9 protein-coding genes are annotated in these 16,945 nt (G+C 71.4%); 5 read left to right on the forward strand and 4 right to left on the reverse strand.

Going from position 1 to position 16,945, the window contains the following annotated elements; translation table 11 throughout:
• The first annotated feature begins 10 nt into the window (after positions 1 to 10).
• The 4 genes from ACFO6V_RS03385 to ACFO6V_RS03400 are packed head-to-tail and all read left to right on the forward strand — an operon-like array spanning position 11 to position 5,415.
• A complete protein-coding gene (locus tag ACFO6V_RS03385; protein ID WP_377132960.1) occupies positions 11 to 1,210 on the forward strand; it encodes an MFS transporter in 1,200 nt (399 codons plus the stop codon).
• A 14-nt stretch (positions 1,211 to 1,224) separates the two neighbouring features.
• Entirely contained in the window at positions 1,225 to 2,493 is a 1,269-nt protein-coding gene (locus ACFO6V_RS03390) for an FG-GAP repeat domain-containing protein (RefSeq protein WP_377132234.1), read from the forward strand.
• Position 2,494: 1 nt separating this feature from the next.
• On the forward strand, positions 2,495 to 4,243 hold the full coding sequence (locus ACFO6V_RS03395) for an FAD-binding oxidoreductase (protein WP_377132236.1): 1,749 nt from the start codon (positions 2,495 to 2,497) through the stop codon (positions 4,241 to 4,243).
• Complete coding sequence (locus ACFO6V_RS03400) at positions 4,240 to 5,415, forward strand: acyltransferase family protein (RefSeq protein WP_377132238.1); 1,176 nt, start codon at positions 4,240 to 4,242, stop codon at positions 5,413 to 5,415. The genes ACFO6V_RS03395 and ACFO6V_RS03400 overlap by 4 nt, the downstream gene beginning before the upstream one ends.
• Positions 5,416 to 5,496: 81 nt before the next feature.
• Here ACFO6V_RS03400 and ACFO6V_RS03405 read toward each other — a convergent pair whose 3' ends face one another.
• Entirely contained in the window at positions 5,497 to 6,375 is an 879-nt protein-coding gene (locus ACFO6V_RS03405) for a helix-turn-helix transcriptional regulator (RefSeq protein ID WP_377132240.1), read from the reverse strand.
• A 234-nt stretch (positions 6,376 to 6,609) separates the two neighbouring features.
• On the opposite strand from ACFO6V_RS03405, the gene ACFO6V_RS03410 reads away from it, so the two are divergent.
• Positions 6,610 to 7,995: an MFS transporter gene (locus ACFO6V_RS03410; RefSeq protein WP_377132962.1), complete on the forward strand. Its 1,386-nt coding sequence runs from the start codon at positions 6,610 to 6,612 to the stop codon at positions 7,993 to 7,995.
• A 101-nt stretch (positions 7,996 to 8,096) separates the two neighbouring features.
• Here the strand turns inward: ACFO6V_RS03410 and ACFO6V_RS03415 are convergent, their stop codons facing one another.
• The 3 genes from ACFO6V_RS03415 to ACFO6V_RS03425 form a co-directional block, all read right to left on the reverse strand.
• Complete coding sequence (locus ACFO6V_RS03415) at positions 8,097 to 12,047, reverse strand: LamG-like jellyroll fold domain-containing protein (protein WP_377132242.1); 3,951 nt, start codon at positions 12,045 to 12,047, stop codon at positions 8,097 to 8,099.
• A 526-nt stretch (positions 12,048 to 12,573) separates the two neighbouring features.
• Positions 12,574 to 14,805 carry a glycoside hydrolase family 31 protein gene (locus ACFO6V_RS03420; protein WP_377132244.1) on the reverse strand — a complete coding sequence of 744 codons (2,232 nt, stop codon included), beginning with the start codon at positions 14,803 to 14,805 and terminating at the stop codon, positions 12,574 to 12,576.
• The gene (locus ACFO6V_RS03425) at positions 14,802 to 16,934 is read right to left on the reverse strand and encodes a glycoside hydrolase family 127 protein (RefSeq protein ID WP_377132246.1); all 2,133 of its coding nucleotides are present in this window, start codon (positions 16,932 to 16,934) and stop codon (positions 14,802 to 14,804) included. The genes ACFO6V_RS03420 and ACFO6V_RS03425 overlap by 4 nt, the downstream gene beginning before the upstream one ends.
• Positions 16,935 to 16,945 lie beyond the last annotated feature (11 nt).

Here is a 16,945-nt window from a genome sequence, read left to right on the forward strand (position 1 = left end):
AAGCAGCCGCATGCCCGCAGGCCTGGCCGCGCTCGCCCTCGGCGGCTTCGGCATCGGGCTGACCGAGTTCGTCATCCTCGGGCTCCTGCCGGAGGTGGCGGCCGACTTCCGGGTGACCATCCCACAGGCCGGGTATCTCGTGTCCGGCTACGCACTCAGTGTCGCGGTCGGTGGCGTACTGGTCACCGCCGGCACCGCGCACCTCCGGCCCAAACGCGTGCTCGTGGGCCTGATGGTGCTCTTCGTCATCGGGAACCTCCTCTCCGCGATCGCCGAGACCTACTCGGCGATGATGGTCGGCCGGGTCGTCGCGGCGCTCTGCCACGGCGCATTCTTCGGCATCGGATCCGTCCTCGCGGCCTCCCTCGTCCCGCCGCAGCGGAAGGCGCAGGCGATCTCGATCATGTTCCTCGGCCTGACGCTCGCGAACGTCCTGGGTGTCCCACTCGGCACCTTGCTGGGCCAGGGCCTCGGGTGGCGGTCCACGTTCTGGACGATCACCGCGATCGGGGTGGTCGCGCTCCTCGGGCTCCTGGCGTTCATCCCCGACCGGACCGCCGACGCCCGCCCACCGGGGCAGCTCCGACGCGAGCTCGCGGCCTTCCGCGACGGCCAGGTCTGGCTCTCGATCCTCGTCACCGTGTTCGGCTTCGGTGCGATGTTCGGCGCCTTCACCTACATCGCGCCAATCCTCACGCAGGTCACCGGACTCCCGGACGGCGCGATCCCCTGGATGCTGGTGCTCTTCGGCGTGGGCCTGTTCGCCGGCAACCTCGCCGGCGGCCGAGCCGCCGACCGGGACCTCGACCGCACCCTGCTGACCCTGCTGGGCTCGCTCACCGTGGTCCTGGTCGGCTTCGCCCTCGTCGTCGGCAACCCCTGGGCCGCCGGGATCGCCCTGTTCCTCCTGGGCGCCGTCGGCTTCGCGTCCGTGCCTGGCATGCAGATGCGTGTCCTCGAGTTCGCGTCCGCCGCACCGACCCTGGCGTCCGGCGTGAACATCAGCGCCTTCAACACCGGCAACGCCATCGGCGCCTGGCTCGGCGGAGTCACCATCGCCGCCGGCTACGGGTACCGGTCGCCGATCGTCGTCGGCGCCGCCCTCGCCGTGGTCGCCCTCGCCGTCATGGCGCTCGCGGCGGCTTCCCACCGTCGCCTCGCCCAGCGGCAGGCGACCGCACCACTGACCAGCTCCACCACGGCTCACTGACGAAAGGCACTGGCATGACCACACCGATCGTTCGCAGCACCTCGGTACCGAAACTGGCCGTCACCGAACCGGCCTTCGGCTCCGAGACGGTCACCGACTTCCTCCGCGACGGGTACTGGCTCGAGGCGTGCGACATCGACGGCGACGGCAACCTGGACCTCGTCGGCTACGGCCTCAACGTCGGCGAGATCTACTGGTACCAGAACCCGACCTGGCGCAAGCGGCTCGTCGTCGACAAGATCAAGGAGCCGGTCGGGGCCGGGTTCGGGGACATCACCGGCAACGGGCTGCCCGACCTCGTCGTCTGCTACCAGCTCTACGGCCCTGGCGGCACGATCCACCACGCCGACGGCGAAGGCGGCAAGATCGACTGGCTCGAGAACCCCGGCGACCCCGCCGTCAGCACGGAGAACTGGAAGCGGCACTACGTCGGGCGCGCGACCGGCATGCACCGGCTCCGGGTCGGGCACTTCTCGCGCGCCGACCGCCTCCAGATCATGGGGTTCCCCATCGTCGCCGTCGAGGACGTGCACGCCGTCCTCCCCGTCATGCTCTTCACCCAGCCCGACGACCCCACCGACGAGTGGGACGCGGAGGTGATCAGCCGCACGGACTTCCGGATGATCCACGGCGTCGCGCGCAAGCCCGGCCTCATCCCGGGCTCGCCCCTCGACTCGATCCTCATGGCGTCCGACGAGGGCGTCACCTGGCTGTACTTCGACGAGGACGCCGGCGCTTTCGCGTCGGAGCACATCGGTGACGGCGAGACCGGCCAGTTCGAGCAGACCACCTTCAAGGGGTCCGGCGACCTGGACGGCGGACGCGTCGGGAACGACCCGCTCGCCTACGTCGCGGCGATCGAGCCGTTCCACGGCAACACCGTCGCCGTGTACACGCGGTCCGCCCAGGACAGCGAGGCCTCCGTGTGGCGCAGGCACCTGCTCGACATCTACGGCGACCCGAACGAGAACGGCGAAGGCCCCGGCCACACGGTCATGTGCCGCGACTTCGACGGCGACGGGGACGACGAGTTCCTCGTGGGCCTGCGCGGCCCCGAACCGTGGCAGGGGGCGTACTACTACAAGGTCGTGGACCTCGAGAAGGGCCTGTTCCTGAAGTGGAAGGTGTCCGGCGAGTCGATCGCCCGTATCGTCGCCGGCGACTTCGGCAACCGCGGCGTCGACGACTTCGCCACGATCTCGTACTCGGTGCAGCACTACTTCGTCGCGCCGAAGTCGGAGATCACCCTCCACCGCAACCTCACGCCGCAGCGGGAGGCCTGAGATGACCGCGAAGGTCAGCGCACACCCCGAGGGCGAGCAGGACCACTCACCTGTGGATCGCCGGGGCTTCCTGCTCGGCGCCGCGGGCACGGCCGCCGCAGGGGCGATGGTCGCCCTCCAGCCCGCGAGCCCGGCCGCGGCCCTCGTGGCCGGCGCGGCCCGGACCACCGGGGCGGCGACCACGAGCATGCCGGCCGGCGCCGTCGTCACGGCGTCGGACTCCCGGTACCTCGACATGATGACCGGCAACAACGTCCGGTTCGTCGCCACGCCCGACTACGTCCGCCTCATCAGCTCCGCCCGCGACGCCGAGGCGGCCGTCCGGACCGCGGTCCGGACGGGGAAGAAGGTGTCCGTCCGGAGCGGCGGGCACTGCTTCGCCGACTTCGTCTGCAACCCGGAGGTCGAGGTGATCCTCGACCTGTCGACGATGACCGACGTCTTCTACGACCCCGCGATGCGCGCGTTCGCGGTCGAGCCCGGGGCTCGGCTGCTGGCCGTGTACGAGAAGCTGTTCAAGGGGTGGGGTGTCACCATCCCTGGCGGGATCTGCTACAGCGTCGGCGTCGGCGGGCACATCGCCGGCGGCGGCTACGGCCTGCTCACTCGCGCGCACGGGCTGGTCGTCGACCACCTCTACGCCGTGGAGGTCGTCACGGTGGACGCGCGCAACACCGTGCGGACCCAGGTCGCCACCCGCGACTCCCGCGGAGCGCTCGGCGACCTCTGGTGGGCGCACACCGGCGGCGGAGGCGGGAACTTCGGCATCGTCACCAAGTACTGGTTCCGTTCGCCGGGCGCCACCGGCTCGAACCCGTCCGACCTGCTCGTCAAGGCGCCGTCGAGGGTGCTGGTCAGCGCCCTGTCGTTCCCCTGGGACCAGGTCGGCGAGACGGAGTTCCGTCGCCTGATGACCAACTGGAACGAGTGGCACGAGCGGTACAAGGACCCGGGCACTCCCGAGTCGCACCTGTCGAGCCTCTTCAACCTGAGCCACAAGGCGAACGGCAGCCTGGGGATGTTCACCCAGATCGACGCGGACGCGCCCGACGCGGCAGGGGTCCTCGCGCGATTCGTCGCGAAGATCACGGACGGAGTGAACGTGAGCACCGCGCCGATGACCGCCCCGTCCGGCGAGCTCCCACCGATGCCGGCGTTCTACGAGACCCAGGAGGTCTCCTGGATGCAAGCGACCCGCACGGTCGGGACGAACAACCCGACGATCACCAACCCGACCAGCCGGGGGGCGCACAAGTCCGCGTACTTCAAGAAGGGGTTCACGGCCGAGCAGCTCGGTGTCATGTGGGCGCAGCTGACCCGGCCGGACTTCACCAACCCGGACACGATGATGGTGGTCTTCTCGTTCGGCGGGCAGGTGAACGCCGTGGCACAGGACGCGACGGCGAACGCCCAGCGCGACTCGATCTTCAAGATCTGCCTGCAGACGTTCTGGCAGGACGAGGCGGAGGACGACTTCTACCTGGGCTGGGAGCGGGAGACCTTCGAGGCGATGTTCGCCGGGTCGGGCGGTGTCCCGGTGCCCGACGAGCAGGTGGACGGCTGCTACATCAACTACCCGGACGTGGACATGGCGGACCCTGCCCGGAACCGCTCCGGAGTCCCCTGGTCGACCCTCTACTACAAGGGGAACTACGCCCGCCTGCAGCGCACGAAGCTGGAGTGGGACCCCACGAACTTCTTCACCCACAGCCTCGGCGTCGAGCTCCCGGAAGGGGCTGATCTGCCATGACGACCGACGTCTCGACCGCCGGCGCGGCGGCCACGCGGCGGCCGCCGACGCTGCCCTCGCTCACCGGGCTGCGGTTCTTCGCCGCCCTTCTGGTGTTCGGCTTCCACATCACCCTCTCCGCGTCGCCGATCCCGCCCAACGACCCGATCAACCCGTTCGCGGACCCGGCGGTCGCCGCGGCGGCCGAGCGCGTCTTCGTGACCACCGGGTACATCGGCGTCTCGTTCTTCTTCGTGCTCAGCGGCTTCCTGCTCGCGTGGGCCGCCAAGCCCGGGGAGCGGATGACGCTCTTCTGGCGGCGGCGCATCGTCAAGATCTTCCCGAACCACCTCGTCATGTGGGTCCTGGCGATGGTCCTGTTCGCCGCGGCGATCACCCCGGTGCACGCGTCGGTGCTCAACTTCTTCCTGCTGAGTGCCTACTCGCCCGACGGCGCGGTGAACGTGGCGGTGAACCCGCCGTCGTGGACCCTCTGCATCGAGCTGCTGTTCTACCTGCTCTTCCCGCTGCTGTTCCTGGGCGTGCGCCGGATCCGTGTCGACCGGCTGTGGCTGTGGGCGGCGCTGATGGTGGTGGGGATGGTCCTGATCCAGGTCATCAACCTCACGCTCATCCCGGACACGCCGAAGTCGGCGATCACCCCGGTGTCGTCGTACCAGTTCTGGTTCGGCTACATCTTCCCGCCGTCCCGGCTGTTCGAGTTCGTGCTCGGCTCGATCCTCGCGCGGATCGTCCTCGAGAACCGCTGGCCGGCCTTCCGCACGTGGCACGTCGCGCTGGTCTGCGTCGCTGGCTTTGCGCTGGTGAACGTGGTGCCGTTCGTGTGGACCTTCAACGTCGCGACGATCGTCCCGATCGCGATGCTGATCGCCACAGTGGCGGCAGGCGACGCCGCGGGGAAGAAGAACTTCCTGCAGTCTCGGCCCATGCAGTGGCTCGGCGACACGTCGTTCGGGTTCTACCTCTGCCAGGGCGTGGTCATCTTCTGGGCGCGCCAGGCGATGGGCAACGCCACGTTCTCGACGCCGGTCGCGCTGCTCGTGGTCGCCGGGTTCTTCGGGCTCACCATCCTGGGCGGGTGGGCCCTGTACTCCCTGGTCGAGAAGCCGATGATGGACCGGTTCGCCCGGCCGCGCCGAATTCCCGCGCCGGTGGCGGTCGCCCCGGCCTGAGCACGCGGTGAAGGCCGGACCTCGTCCGAGGTCCGGCCTTCCCTGCGGCGTCCGCGTTCTGGCGCCTCCGGGGTTCCCGGCTCAGCGCCCCGGTCGCACGACCGAGCCCCTGGTCGTCTCCACGTCGCGGCCGAGCAGCTCGAGCGCCTCAGCGCCGGGACCGGGGTCCGGGGTGTACATCAGGACCCGGTGACCGGAGTCGTCCGGCGGCGTCAGCACCTCGAAGGTGAGCTCGAACTCACCGACCTCCGGATGCCGGAAGTACTTCACGCCCGACACGCACCGCTCCACGGGGTGCTTGGCCCACATCCTGCTGAACTCCGGACTCTTCACGGTGAGCTCACCGACGAGCGCGGTCAGCTCGGGATCCTCCGGGTTCTTGCCGCCGAGGACGCGGAGCGACGCCACGGCACGGACCGCCTCCTCGTGCCACCGGGCGTACAGCTCCTTGGTGTGCTCGTCGAGAAAGAGCATCCGCGTCATGTTCGGCCGGTCCGCGACGTGCCCCGGGCTGTCGAAGCCGAGGTGGCCGGCGACGAGCCGGTGCCCGAGCCGGTTCCAGCCCAGCACCTCGCTGCGCCGGCCGATGACGACCGCCGGTGTGCCGAGCAGGGAGTTGATCAGCCGCAGGGTTCCGGTCCGCGCGCGATCGGGCTTCACGACCGTTCTCCGCCGAGGAGTCCGTTCCGGTCTGGCCACGTTGAACAGGTGCGCCTGCTCGTCCCGTGTCAGGTTCAGCGCCCGCGCTATCGAGGCGATCACCGCTTCGGACGCGTTGGTGCTCAGCCCCTGCTCGAGGCGTGAGTAGTAGGTCGGGCTCACCCCGGCGAGCATCGCGAGCTCTTCGCGACGCAGCCCGGGCACCCGGCGCACGCCGTAGCCCTGCAGCCCGACGTCCTCGGGTTGCAGCGCGGCGCGACGGACTCGAAGGAATTCCCCCAGCTCGTTCGGTCCACTCATCCCCACAGTCTGGGCGACGCCGCCCCGTCCTGCCTATCCCTGGCAGTGACAGGCAGGACGGGGTGTGGCTGTCCACGACGGTGGGCCGGATCGTTGGTCGCGAAGGCCAGTCCGCGTCGAACCCGACGCGCTCGTACTCCAAGACTCGTACTCCAAGAAAGGTTCCCTGTGCCCACGGACCAGGTAGCAGACCACGAAACCGTCGAGGTGGCCGAACCGGCGCCGGGCGCCGTGATGACGGGCCGGCAGCGCGTCGCGCTCGTCGTCCTGCTCACCGCGAGCTTCACGCTCGCCGTCGACTTCTCCATCCTCAATGTCGCACTGCCCACCATCGGCGCCGACGTCGGCTTCGGCATCGAGAACCTGCAGTGGATCGCGACCGCTTTCGCGCTCTGCTCCGCCGGGTTCACCCTGCTCATGGGCCGCGTGGCCGACATCGCCGGGCGCCGCCGCATGTTCGTGATCGGGATGGTCCTGCTCGGCATCGGCTCGATCGTCGGCGGGCTCGCCACGACCCCGGCGGTACTGCTCGTCGCCCGTGTCGCGCAGGGCCTCGCCACAGCCATCGTGGTGCCTGCGGCGCTCGCCCTCCTGATCGGCTCGTTCCCCGAGGGCCCCGCCCGCGACAAAGCGCTCGGCCTCAACGGGTCGCTCATGGCCGCCGGGTTCACCACCGGCGCGATCCTCGGCGGGCTCCTGACCGACCTGCTGTCGTGGCGGTGGGCCTTCTTCATCAACGTGCCGATCGCGATAGCCGTTCTCGTCGTGGCACCCATGGTGCTCAAGGAGGGTCGGGCCGCGCAGCGCACCCGCCTGGACGTTCCCGGCGCCGCCCTTGTCACGCTCGGCCTGCTCACGCTCGTGTACGGGCTCACCAACGCCGCCGAGACCTCGTGGACCGACCCGATCACGCTTGCCTCGTTCGCCGCCGCCGTCCTCCTCCTCACGGCGTTCGCGCTCGTCGAGCGGCGGGCCGAGTTCCCGCTGGTCCCGCTCGGCGTCCTCGCACGATCGAACGTGGCCTGGGGCAACATCGCGGGCACGCTCGCGTTCGTGACCGAGACGTCGCTGGTCTTCCTCCTGACCCTCTACCTCCAGGAGACGCTCGGATACACCCCGCTCGGCGCGGGCCTCTCCTTCGCCGTGCTCGGCCTCGGAACCGTCCTCGGCGGCCTCCTCGGTCCCCGCGTGATCGGCAGGTTCGGCAGCAAGGCGGCCATCGTCGGAGGATTCCTCGTGCAGGCCGCGGCGACCCTCTCGCTGGTCCTGATCTCCGACGCCCCCGGATCCATCTGGCTCGTCCTCGTCGCGACCTTCGTCGGCGGCGTCGCGAACCTGGTCGTCATCGTCGGGTTCATGGTCACCGCCACGTCCGGTATCCCGGACTCCGAGCAGGGGCTGGCGACCGGGCTGACCACCATGAGCCAGCAGGTCGGCATCACGATGGGCACCCCCATCATGAGCGCCGTGCTCACGGCGGTGGTGCTCGCGAGCGCGGCACCGCAAGGACAGGCTGTGCTCTCCGGCGTCACCACGGCCATCTGGGTCAACGGCGGGATCTGCATCGCAGCCGCCCTGGCCGTGGCGGCGCTCCTCCGCGTACCGCGGACGACCGCCTGAGATCAACCGCCTGCCCGTTGGCCGAGCTTGTCGAGACCCCTCTCGCGGGGTCTCGACAAGCTCGGCCAACGGACGGGTCAGGTCCCAGCGAAGGGTCAGCCCTACGACCCGCAGCTCGACCCCTCGTAGGCGTGCTCCGTCGTGACGCCCGCCGCCGTGACCGTCACCGATCCGGCCGCGAGCGCCGCCGAGCGGGTCGGGAAGGTCTGGCGCCAGGTGTCACCAGGCGCCAGGTCCGTCGTCGACCGCTTCCCGAGGTCGCTCGCTATGCGGACGTCGAGCGGCTCGTCCGAGACGTTCCGCGTGCTGACCGCGAGGAACGCACGCGACCCGCGGCAGATCGCCTCGGCGGTCACCTCCGTGACCGCCTGGACTCGTTGCGCCGCGAGCGGCGACACCGTGATCCGGTCGACGACCGGCGCCCAGCGCGACCGCAGCGGGAAGTCCGGCCAGACGTCGGACGCGTAGGTGGTGCCGTCGAAGTTCGGCGACTCCTGGGAGCTCAGCGTGATGCTGTTCGCCCCCTCCTCCAGGTCGAGCACCACCGTCTTCTCCCAGAAGCTGTTCGCGTGGAACGTGTGCGGGAAGAGCACCGGGACCGACGCGCCGCCGTTCACCGACACGTCCGCCCGGCGGGCGATCGGGTCCGGGTTGTAGTGCGACGCCGGGGACTGCTCAGGGTTCGAGTACCGCAGGACGACGGCGTGCGGGCCGGCCTGGCCTGCCTCGACCTGGAAGGTCAGGGTGCTGTCGTTGCCCGGCTCTCCCCCGACGTCCGTCACTGCCTTGCCGCCCTCGGCGAGCGAGAAGTCGGCGACCTTCGCCGAGCCCGCGAGCTCGGCGGTCTCGGCCTGGTACTCGGTCGCCGCGAGCGCCCCGGTCCCGGGGGCGACGGTGAGCCGGTCGACGACGACGCCGTCGGCGCCGCCCGTGACGACCACCTTGTTGACGCCCCCGGTCAGGTGCGCGGCCACCTCGTGGGCCCGTGCCGACCCGCCCTGGCCGAGATCGAGGACCTCACGGCCGTTGACCGTGAGCGTGCCGGTGCCTGCACCGAGGGTGTCGACGCCGAGGGTCGCCTCGCCGTCGCGGGCGCCGTACACCCAGAACGTGGCGGTCTCGCCCTCGGCCAGCTCGACGCCCCCAGCGCCGGAGACCGTTGCCGGGTCGACGCCGTCGGGCGCCTCGTACAGCGCGCGGCCGCCATCGAGCGTCGCGTGCTCCGCCTCGTAGACGGCGGTACCTGCGTCGGGGTTCGGCAGGGCGAGGGTGATGCGGTCGAGGATCGCGTCACCCAAGGTGGCGCCGGTGCCGTCGAGGCTCCGCGCGGCGAGCGAGATGGTGTGCGTGCCCGCCGTGAGCTCCACGGTCGTGTCGGCGTGGTCCCAGACCACCCACTTGTAGCCCAGCGGCAGGTGGAGCTCCTGCTCGGCGGCGCCGTCGACCCGGACGAACACGTTGGTCGGGCCCTGCTCGGCCACCGCGTCGTACGTGTTGGCGCTGTTGGCGAAGACCGCCAGGTCGTACGTGCCGTCCTCGGGCACCGTGACCTCGAAGTCCAGGACGCCGTCGGAGCCGGTGCGCAGCCCGCCGACGTCGTACCCGCCGGAGGTGTAGAACTTGCCGACGTCGGACGGCGAACCCTCCGGGCCGTTCAGGCTGTAGCCCGACCCGGTGTAGGTGGCGTCCTCGGCCTCGTAGCTACCCTCCCAGGACGTGGGCGCCTTGCTGGTGCTCTCGCCGACGCCCGCGGGCGTCACGACGATCTCGTAGGCGGACGACTCGCGCAGCAGCGGGAGGGTCTCGCCGTCGAACTCCACGGCTACCTTGCCGTCGGCGACCGGGAGCGTCAGCTCGGCGAGGTGGCGCGGCTGGGCGGAGTCGCCGAGCTGGCCGGTCCACGGGATCTCCCGGACCGTGACGCGAACGTCGTCGCCGAACACGTCACCCGGCACGTTCACGAGCTCGACGGGCGCTGCGCCGTCGGCCCCGCCGACGATGGTGCGCGACATCGCGCGCTCGGTGTCCAGGGTGGAGACACCCTGCAGCGTGTAGTTCTCGCCCGGGAACGGCGGCGTGACCTTGACCGTGCTACCGCTCATCTGGGCGTACGCGTTGAACAGCCACCACTGCCCGTTGCCGCGGTCGGACTGGACGGCGGAGTCGGACAGGTTGCCGTCGATGTTCCAGTACGCGATGTCGGCGTCGACCTTGGAGTCCTCGATGGCCGAGATCCACTGGATCATCTGTCCGGGGACCGAGGTGTGGTAGTTGAAGGCGTACTCGTTGATGTTGATCGGCAGCTCGGTGCCGGCGAGGTCGGTGCCGGCGAAGACCTCGGCCTCCCAGTCGCGGTAGGTCGCCACGGACTCGCGGATCTTCTCCGGGTGGGACAGCTCGTGCCAGGTGATGACCTCCGGCACGGTCCCGGCCTCGACGGTGTGCTCGAGGAAGCCCTTGACCTGGCTGTACAGGATGCTCGTGTTCGGGCCCGCGATCCGCGCGTCGGGCATGCGCTCCTTGATCAGCGCGTGCACCCGGTCCCAGGCGGCGAAGTAGTCCGTCGGGTCGTTCAGCCACGACGTGCCGTCATAGCTCCACTGCCCGGTCCCGAACATGTTGCCCTCGGGCTCGTTGAACGGGACGAAGACGATGTTGTCCTGGTACTCCTCCGGGAGCTGACGCACCTGGTCCACCTGGGTGGCGATCTTTTCGACGAAGCCGTCGAGCTTCTCCTGCGGGGTGTCGCCCGGCCACTCGTACGGGAACCCGCGGTGGATGTCGGTCATGTAGATGTAGACGTCGCCGTCGGTCGCGTCCGCGAGCGGCCGCACCACCTCGAGCGCGTCGGCGCCCGGGTGCTGGGGGCCGTCCTGCGCCTTGGTCGAGACGGTACGCACGCCCATGCCCTCGATCAGGTTGTCGCTCGGCAGCCCGTCGCCGTAGAGCCCGTACAGGGTGCCGGACGCGCCGCCGTGGAACGTCCCGGTCTCGGAGCCGAGGTCCACCCGCAACTCACCCCGGTGCACCGTGACCGTAGCGGTCACGGGCGTGCCGGCGGCGTCGCCGGCGACCGTGAACTCCCCCGGCTGCGCGTACTGCGCGGGGTCGATCTCGTCCCAGGTCACCGGCACGTCACGGTCGTAGCCGTCGGTGAAGACGGCGCGCACCGCCTCGGGCAGCTCGGGCGCCGCGGCGACCGTCGTGCGCACCTCGAAGGTGTCCTTCGTCAGCTCCACTATGTCTGGCCTCTCCTCCACGAGCTGGGCCACCTGGTCCCCGCTCAGGGCCGCCCGGTACAGGCGGAAGTCGTCGATCGCGCCGTCAAGGAGCGGATCAGGATAGAACGACCGGCCGATGTAGCCGGCCGACTGCGCGGCGTCCGTGAGCAGGTCGCCCGCGGCCACCGTGGACCGGGCGCTGCCGACGGCCACGCCGTCCAGGTAGGTGGTGAGCCGGTCGGCGTCCGTGTCGAGGGTGGCGGTGAGCGTCACCCAGTCGTCGGCACGCAGCGGGCCGTAGCCGCTGTTCTGCGCCTCGCCGCCCCCGCCGTTCGTCGTCAGCGCGGTGCGCAGACGGCCGTCACCGTTCGACGGCGTGGCGAACAGGTACCGCGAGGTGTCCGTGCCGAGGTCGAAGACCCGCTGCCACGCGCCGCCGGTGCCGCCCCAGCGCACGCGCGCCGACACGGTGACGTCGGTGGCGTCCTCCAGGGCCGCCCGCGGGATGGTCACGTAGCCGCCGCCCGATCCGCCGGGCAGGTCGAGCGCCGTGCCGCCGCCCTCGGCGTCGACGACGCTGGTCGTTCCCGAGATCGCGCCGTCCAGCCCGTTCCCTGAGGAGTCCGGGACGACGGCGCCCGCGACGTCGTCCATCGTGTAGTGCAGGTCGGGCGCCGGGAGCTCCTGCGCGGTCGCCGGGGCGGCGAGCGCCGCGCCGAACGTGCTGCCGGCGAGCGCCAGGGCCGCGAGCGCCGCGACGGCGGAGCGCCGGGACCTGCGCCGGGTGGGTCCGCCGCGCGCGTCGCTACTGCTTGAAGGTGTCGTGCTCATCGTTGAGTGCCTTCCTTCTCATCGTGGGTGGAACAGGTTCGCGGGTGGAACAGGTTCGCGGGTGGAACGGGTTCGTGGGTGGAACGGGGACCGGTCACTTGGCCTGGAGCTTTGAGTTCGGTCGGTTGCTGGGTCCGGCTCCTTGAGTTCGGTCGGTTGCTGGGTCCGGATCTTCGAGATCGGTCCCTTGCTCTGAGATCGGTCGTTTGATTGACCGATCTCAGAGCAAGGGACCGATCTCATGGGCTAGCCCGGTGCAAAGGACCGAACCCACGCCTGGACGGGGCGGCAGACCGGTCACGTCGAGAGATTTCCCGCCCAGCGAACCGGTTCGACGATGCACAGCCGAACGGCCTTTTTGGGAGGTAAGCCCCCAGGTCGGCCGTCCGCTGCGGGCCGCCCGCGAGGTCGGCAATTCGCATCGAGGTCGGTCCAGCGCTGGACCGATCTCGATGCCATGTGCCGACCTCGTGCGGGACTGCCGAACTCGCGGGGCGAGGCGCCGGCCGGGATGCAGCGGGCACACTCAAACCACCCCAGCCGTACTTGGCCCAGCACCAGCCGACCCAGCGCCATCTGGCCCAGCACCAGTCGGTGCCACACCGGCCGATCCTGCAACGGTTGGCCCAGCACCAGCCGGCCCAGCCGGCCCCGCCCCTCCGGCGGGCGCACCCGGCGCCACCCGCCCCGTCGTGCGGCCGACCAGGTGCGGCAGGGCGCCGTCCCGCAGGAACACCGGCACGACGTCGAGCGGGGCGTCCGCGCGGACCGTGACCCCGCCGTCGTGCACCTGCCCCGTGGCGGCGTCGGTCCAGCGCGAACCCGCGGGCAGGTAGACATCGCGCTCACGCGCACCGGCCACCAGGACCGGCGCGACCAGGACGTCGGGCCCGAGCAGGAACTGGTCGTCCACGTCCCACGCCCGGGAGTCCCCGGGGAAGTCGTGGAACAGGCCGCGCATGACGGGCTGGCCGTCGGTGTGTGCGGCGCGCATGGCGTCGCGCACGTAGTCACGCAGACTCTCGCGCAAGTGGACGTAGCGTTCCAGTACGCCGAAGACCTCCTCGCCGAAGCTCCACAGCTCGTTGGGGCCGCCCGAGCCCAGCCGCGGCGAGCCGTCAGAAGCCGTGACCCCGTGCCCCGGCAGCCGATCCCCGTGCAGCCGCATCACCGGGCTGAACGCCCCGAACTGGAACCAGCGCACGAGCAGCTCGTGGAACGCCGGGTCGGTGACGTCGCCCCGGTGGAACCCGCCGATGTCGGTGGTGAACCACGGGATGCCCGCTACCCCCATGTGGATGCCGGCGGTGACCTGCCGCGCCAGGTCCTCGAACGTGGAGGAGATGTCGCCGGACCAGGCCAGCGCGCCGTAGCGCTGGCTGCCCGCCCACACGCACCGGACCAGGTTGACGACCTCGCTCTCGCCGTCCGCCACCTGGCCCTCGTAGAAGGCCCGCGCGAACGCCTGCGGGTACACGTTGCCGACCCGCAGGGCCGGGCCGAGGTGGTACCGGAAGGCGTCGTAGTCGTAGACGCCGTACTCCGGCTCGGCCTCGTCCAGCCAGAACGTGCGGATGCCGTGGGCGCCGTAGTTGCGCCGGCAGATGTCCCAGAGCCAGCGCCGCGTCTCGGGGTTGGTCACGTCGAGGAAGGTGCTCGGGCCCTGGAACGACATGTGGACGTCGAGTCCGCGGTCGGCGCGCACCAGCAGGTTGTTCCGCCGCAGGTAGGAGTCGTTCTCCGACTCCAGCGAGACCTGCGGCCAGACCGAGACCATGAGCTCGGCACCGAGTTCCTTGAGCTCGGCGACCATCGCCGCCGGGTCCGGCCAGAACTCGTCCTCGAACCGGTAGTCGCCCATCTTCGGCCAGTGGAAGAAGTCGGCGACGATCACGTCCAGCGGCAGCCCGCGCCGGTGGTGCTCGCGCGCGACCTCCAGGAGCTGCTCCTGGTTCCAGTACCGCAGCTTGCACTGCCAGAACCCGAGCCCGCGCTCGGGCATCATCGGGGCGTGCCCCGTCGCCTCGGCGTAGGCGCGCGAGATCTGCGCCGGGGTGCGGCCGGCGGTCACCCAGTAGTCGAGCTGCTTCGTCGACTCGGCGTGCCACTCGGCGCGGTTGCGCGCGAACGTCGCGCGGCCGATCGCCGGGTCGTGCCACAGGAACCCGTACCCGCCGCTCGACATCACGAACGGCACGCTCGCCTGCGAGTTGCGGTGCGCCAGCTCGAACGTGGAGCCCTTGAGGTCCAGCACGTGCTGCTGGTACTGGCCCATCCCGTACAGCTTCTCGTCGGGGTCGGACTCGAACGACGCCGTGAGCGTGTGCCCGTCGTCGCCGAGCCGCGGGCGGAAGTTCCGTGCCCGCAGCTGGAGCGAGCCGCCCTGGCCGAGCTCGCGGAGCAGGAGCCTGCCGTCCGCGTCGTAGAAGGCCAGCTCGCAGCGCGCCACCTCGTAGCCGACCGACTCGTAGAACCCGCTGGTGGTGGTGAGCTCGACGCGGATGCCGCCGTTGACGAGCGTCGCGCCGTCGGCCCTCAGCTCGACGCGCGCGGTGGCGTGGGCCTCGGGGTCGGGCGGCAGCAGGGCCCAGTCGGTGTCCTCGACGTCGCCGAGGACCGTCGCGCGCACCCGCACGCTGTCGCGGCCCCACGGCTCGACCACGACGGTCTCGCCGCCGCTCCGCCAGGTCAGGCGGGTGCCGTCGGCGCGGACCGGCAGCGGCTCCGCGGCGCGCACCGGCGTGGTGAGGTCGGTCATCGAATCTCCTCGGGTCGTGCAGTGGGTCGTGCAGTCGGGACAAAGACGCGCATGGTCGACGGGCCGCGCTCGGCCCAGCGGTGATAGGGCACCAGGGTCAGGTCGAGCGCGGCGGGTACCCCGGTATCGGACGCCGGTGTGGGTGCGCCCGTGTCCGACGTCGGCTCGGGCGCGCCGCCCGGACCGCCCGGGCCGAACGGCGGGGTGCCCGCCCCGCCCCCGGGCAGCGGCACGACGGCGGCACGGACCACCGCGCCGTCGCCCTGCGCACGGGGCGCGACCGCCGGGTCGAGCCGCACCTGGTCGAGCAGCACGCCGTCGGGCAGGTCCACCGACTCCAGCGCGAGCACCAGCGGGCCGCGTTCGACGGCGACGGTGCCGCGCACGGCGTCGACCCGCGGGTCGGGCCAGGTCAGGCGCGGGGCAACGGGCAGGTCGAGCGTCACCACGTCGCCGAGCGCCAGGGTGGCGGCGTCGGCCCACCCCGGCCGGACGGCGATGGTGGTGCCGTCGGGCCCGGTGAGCGTCGCGCTGTCCGCCCAGTGCGGTACGCGCAGCCGCAGGGTGACCGGCCGGTCGGGGACGGCCGTGACCTCTACGCGGATGCGGCCGTCGTGCGGGTACTCGGTGGTCACCCGCAGGGCGAGCTCGCCACCGGGCTGCCCGGGGTCGCGGTCGTCGACCGACAGCTGCAGGTCGCCCGCGGCGTACTGGGCCAACGACACGACGACTCCGCCGTCGGCCGTACCGCCGTCCACCGCGACGCCGTCCGACGAACCACCGCCGGAAGAACCCCCCGGCACCTCCTCGACGAACGCCGCGTACGCCTGCCACGAGGCCAGGGTGCGCGCGACGTTCGTCGGGCAGCACGACACGTCGAACCACGGCGCCCGCACCCCGCCCTCGGCGCGCGGGTTGACGGCGTCGGGCCGCACGTCCGCGCCGGGCTCGCGCTGCTGCAGCGGGTTGGCGTAGAAGAACGCGCGCCCGTCGGCCCTGGGCGACGTCGCCACGACGTTGTAGAGGGTGCGCTCGATGAGGTCCGCGTAACGCACCTCGCCGGTCGCGAGCAGCAACCGCCAGGAGACCATGACGGAGGCGACGCCCGCGCACGTCTCGCAGTACGCGCGGTCCGGCGGCAGCTCCCAGTCGTCGCCGAATCCCTCGTCCTGGTGCCGCGAACCCATGCCGCCGGTGAGGTAGGTGCGGCGCTCCACGGAGCGGGTCCACTGCCGTTCGACGGCGGCGCGCAGGTCGTCGTCCTGCGTGTCCACGGCGACGTCGACCGCCCCGGCCGCGAGGTACAGGGCGCGCACGGCGTGGCCGCGCCAGACGTCGGCGTCGCGCACCGGGACGTCGTCCTGGAAGTAGGCGGGGCTGAGGAGCGCGATCGGGGCGAGGGTGCCGCGCCCGCGCCGCTCGACGAAGAGCCGGGCCTGCTCGGTGTACCGCGGCTCGTCGAGCGCACGGCCCAGCTCGGCGAGGCCGACCTCGATCTCGGGGTGACCGCAGATGCCCGCCTGCCCGTCGGCGCCCCGGCCGTCGGCGCCGAACTCCCGGCAGACGTGGTCCGCGGCGCGGCGGGCGACGTCGACCAAGGCGTCGTCCTCCCCCACCGTCCGCACCCGCGCGACCGCGGCCTGCAGCAGATGACCCGTGACGTACAGCTCGTGGCCGGCCGAGAGATCGGTGTACCGGCCGGCCTGCCCGGCGTGGCCGAAGCAGGTGTTCAGGTAGCCGTCCTCGTCCTGGGCGGCCGCCACCCGGTCCACCACCTTGCCCAGCAGGGCGCCTGTGGCGGGGTCGCCCGTACGGCCGTACTCCCAGGCCAGCGCCTCGAGAAGCTTGTACACCTCGGAGTCGGAGAACTGCCAGCCCGGCCGCTCCCCGCCCGTGGCACCCTCCGCGACACGGTCGAAGTTGCCGAGCCAGCCGAGCTGCTCCATCCAGTCCAGGCAGTGCTGCAGCGTGGCCCCAGCGTTCGTCTCCTGGAGCGCGCCCCAGAAGCCGCCGTCGAGCCGCAGCTCGCCGACGCCGAGCCCGCGGCGCGGGCCGCGCGGGACGACCGGACGCGCCCGGGCCGCCCGAAGCCGCGACGCGACGGTGCGCGTCGAGTGGTGCTCTGTCACAGGGTTCCTTT

Source organism: Promicromonospora alba (assembly GCF_042654905.1).
Lineage (GTDB): Bacteria > Actinomycetota > Actinomycetes > Actinomycetales > Cellulomonadaceae > Promicromonospora > Promicromonospora alba.

What these genes read in the sequence shown, in the direction of transcription:
- ACFO6V_RS03385 (WP_377132960.1), top strand. Translation starts at nt 11, where the DNA reads ATGCCCGCAGGCCTGGCCGCGCTCGCCCTCGGCGGCTTCGGCATCGGG.
- ACFO6V_RS03390 (WP_377132234.1), top strand. Translation starts at nt 1,225, where the DNA reads ATGACCACACCGATCGTTCGCAGCACCTCGGTACCGAAACTGGCCGTC.
- ACFO6V_RS03395 (WP_377132236.1), top strand. Translation starts at nt 2,495, where the DNA reads ATGACCGCGAAGGTCAGCGCACACCCCGAGGGCGAGCAGGACCACTCA.
- ACFO6V_RS03400 (WP_377132238.1), top strand. Translation starts at nt 4,240, where the DNA reads ATGACGACCGACGTCTCGACCGCCGGCGCGGCGGCCACGCGGCGGCCG.
- ACFO6V_RS03405 (WP_377132240.1), bottom strand. Translation starts at nt 6,375, where the DNA reads ATGAGTGGACCGAACGAGCTGGGGGAATTCCTTCGAGTCCGTCGCGCC.
- ACFO6V_RS03410 (WP_377132962.1), top strand. Translation starts at nt 6,610, where the DNA reads ATGACGGGCCGGCAGCGCGTCGCGCTCGTCGTCCTGCTCACCGCGAGC.
- ACFO6V_RS03415 (WP_377132242.1), bottom strand. Translation starts at nt 12,047, where the DNA reads ATGAGCACGACACCTTCAAGCAGTAGCGACGCGCGCGGCGGACCCACC.
- ACFO6V_RS03420 (WP_377132244.1), bottom strand. Translation starts at nt 14,805, where the DNA reads ATGACCGACCTCACCACGCCGGTGCGCGCCGCGGAGCCGCTGCCGGTC.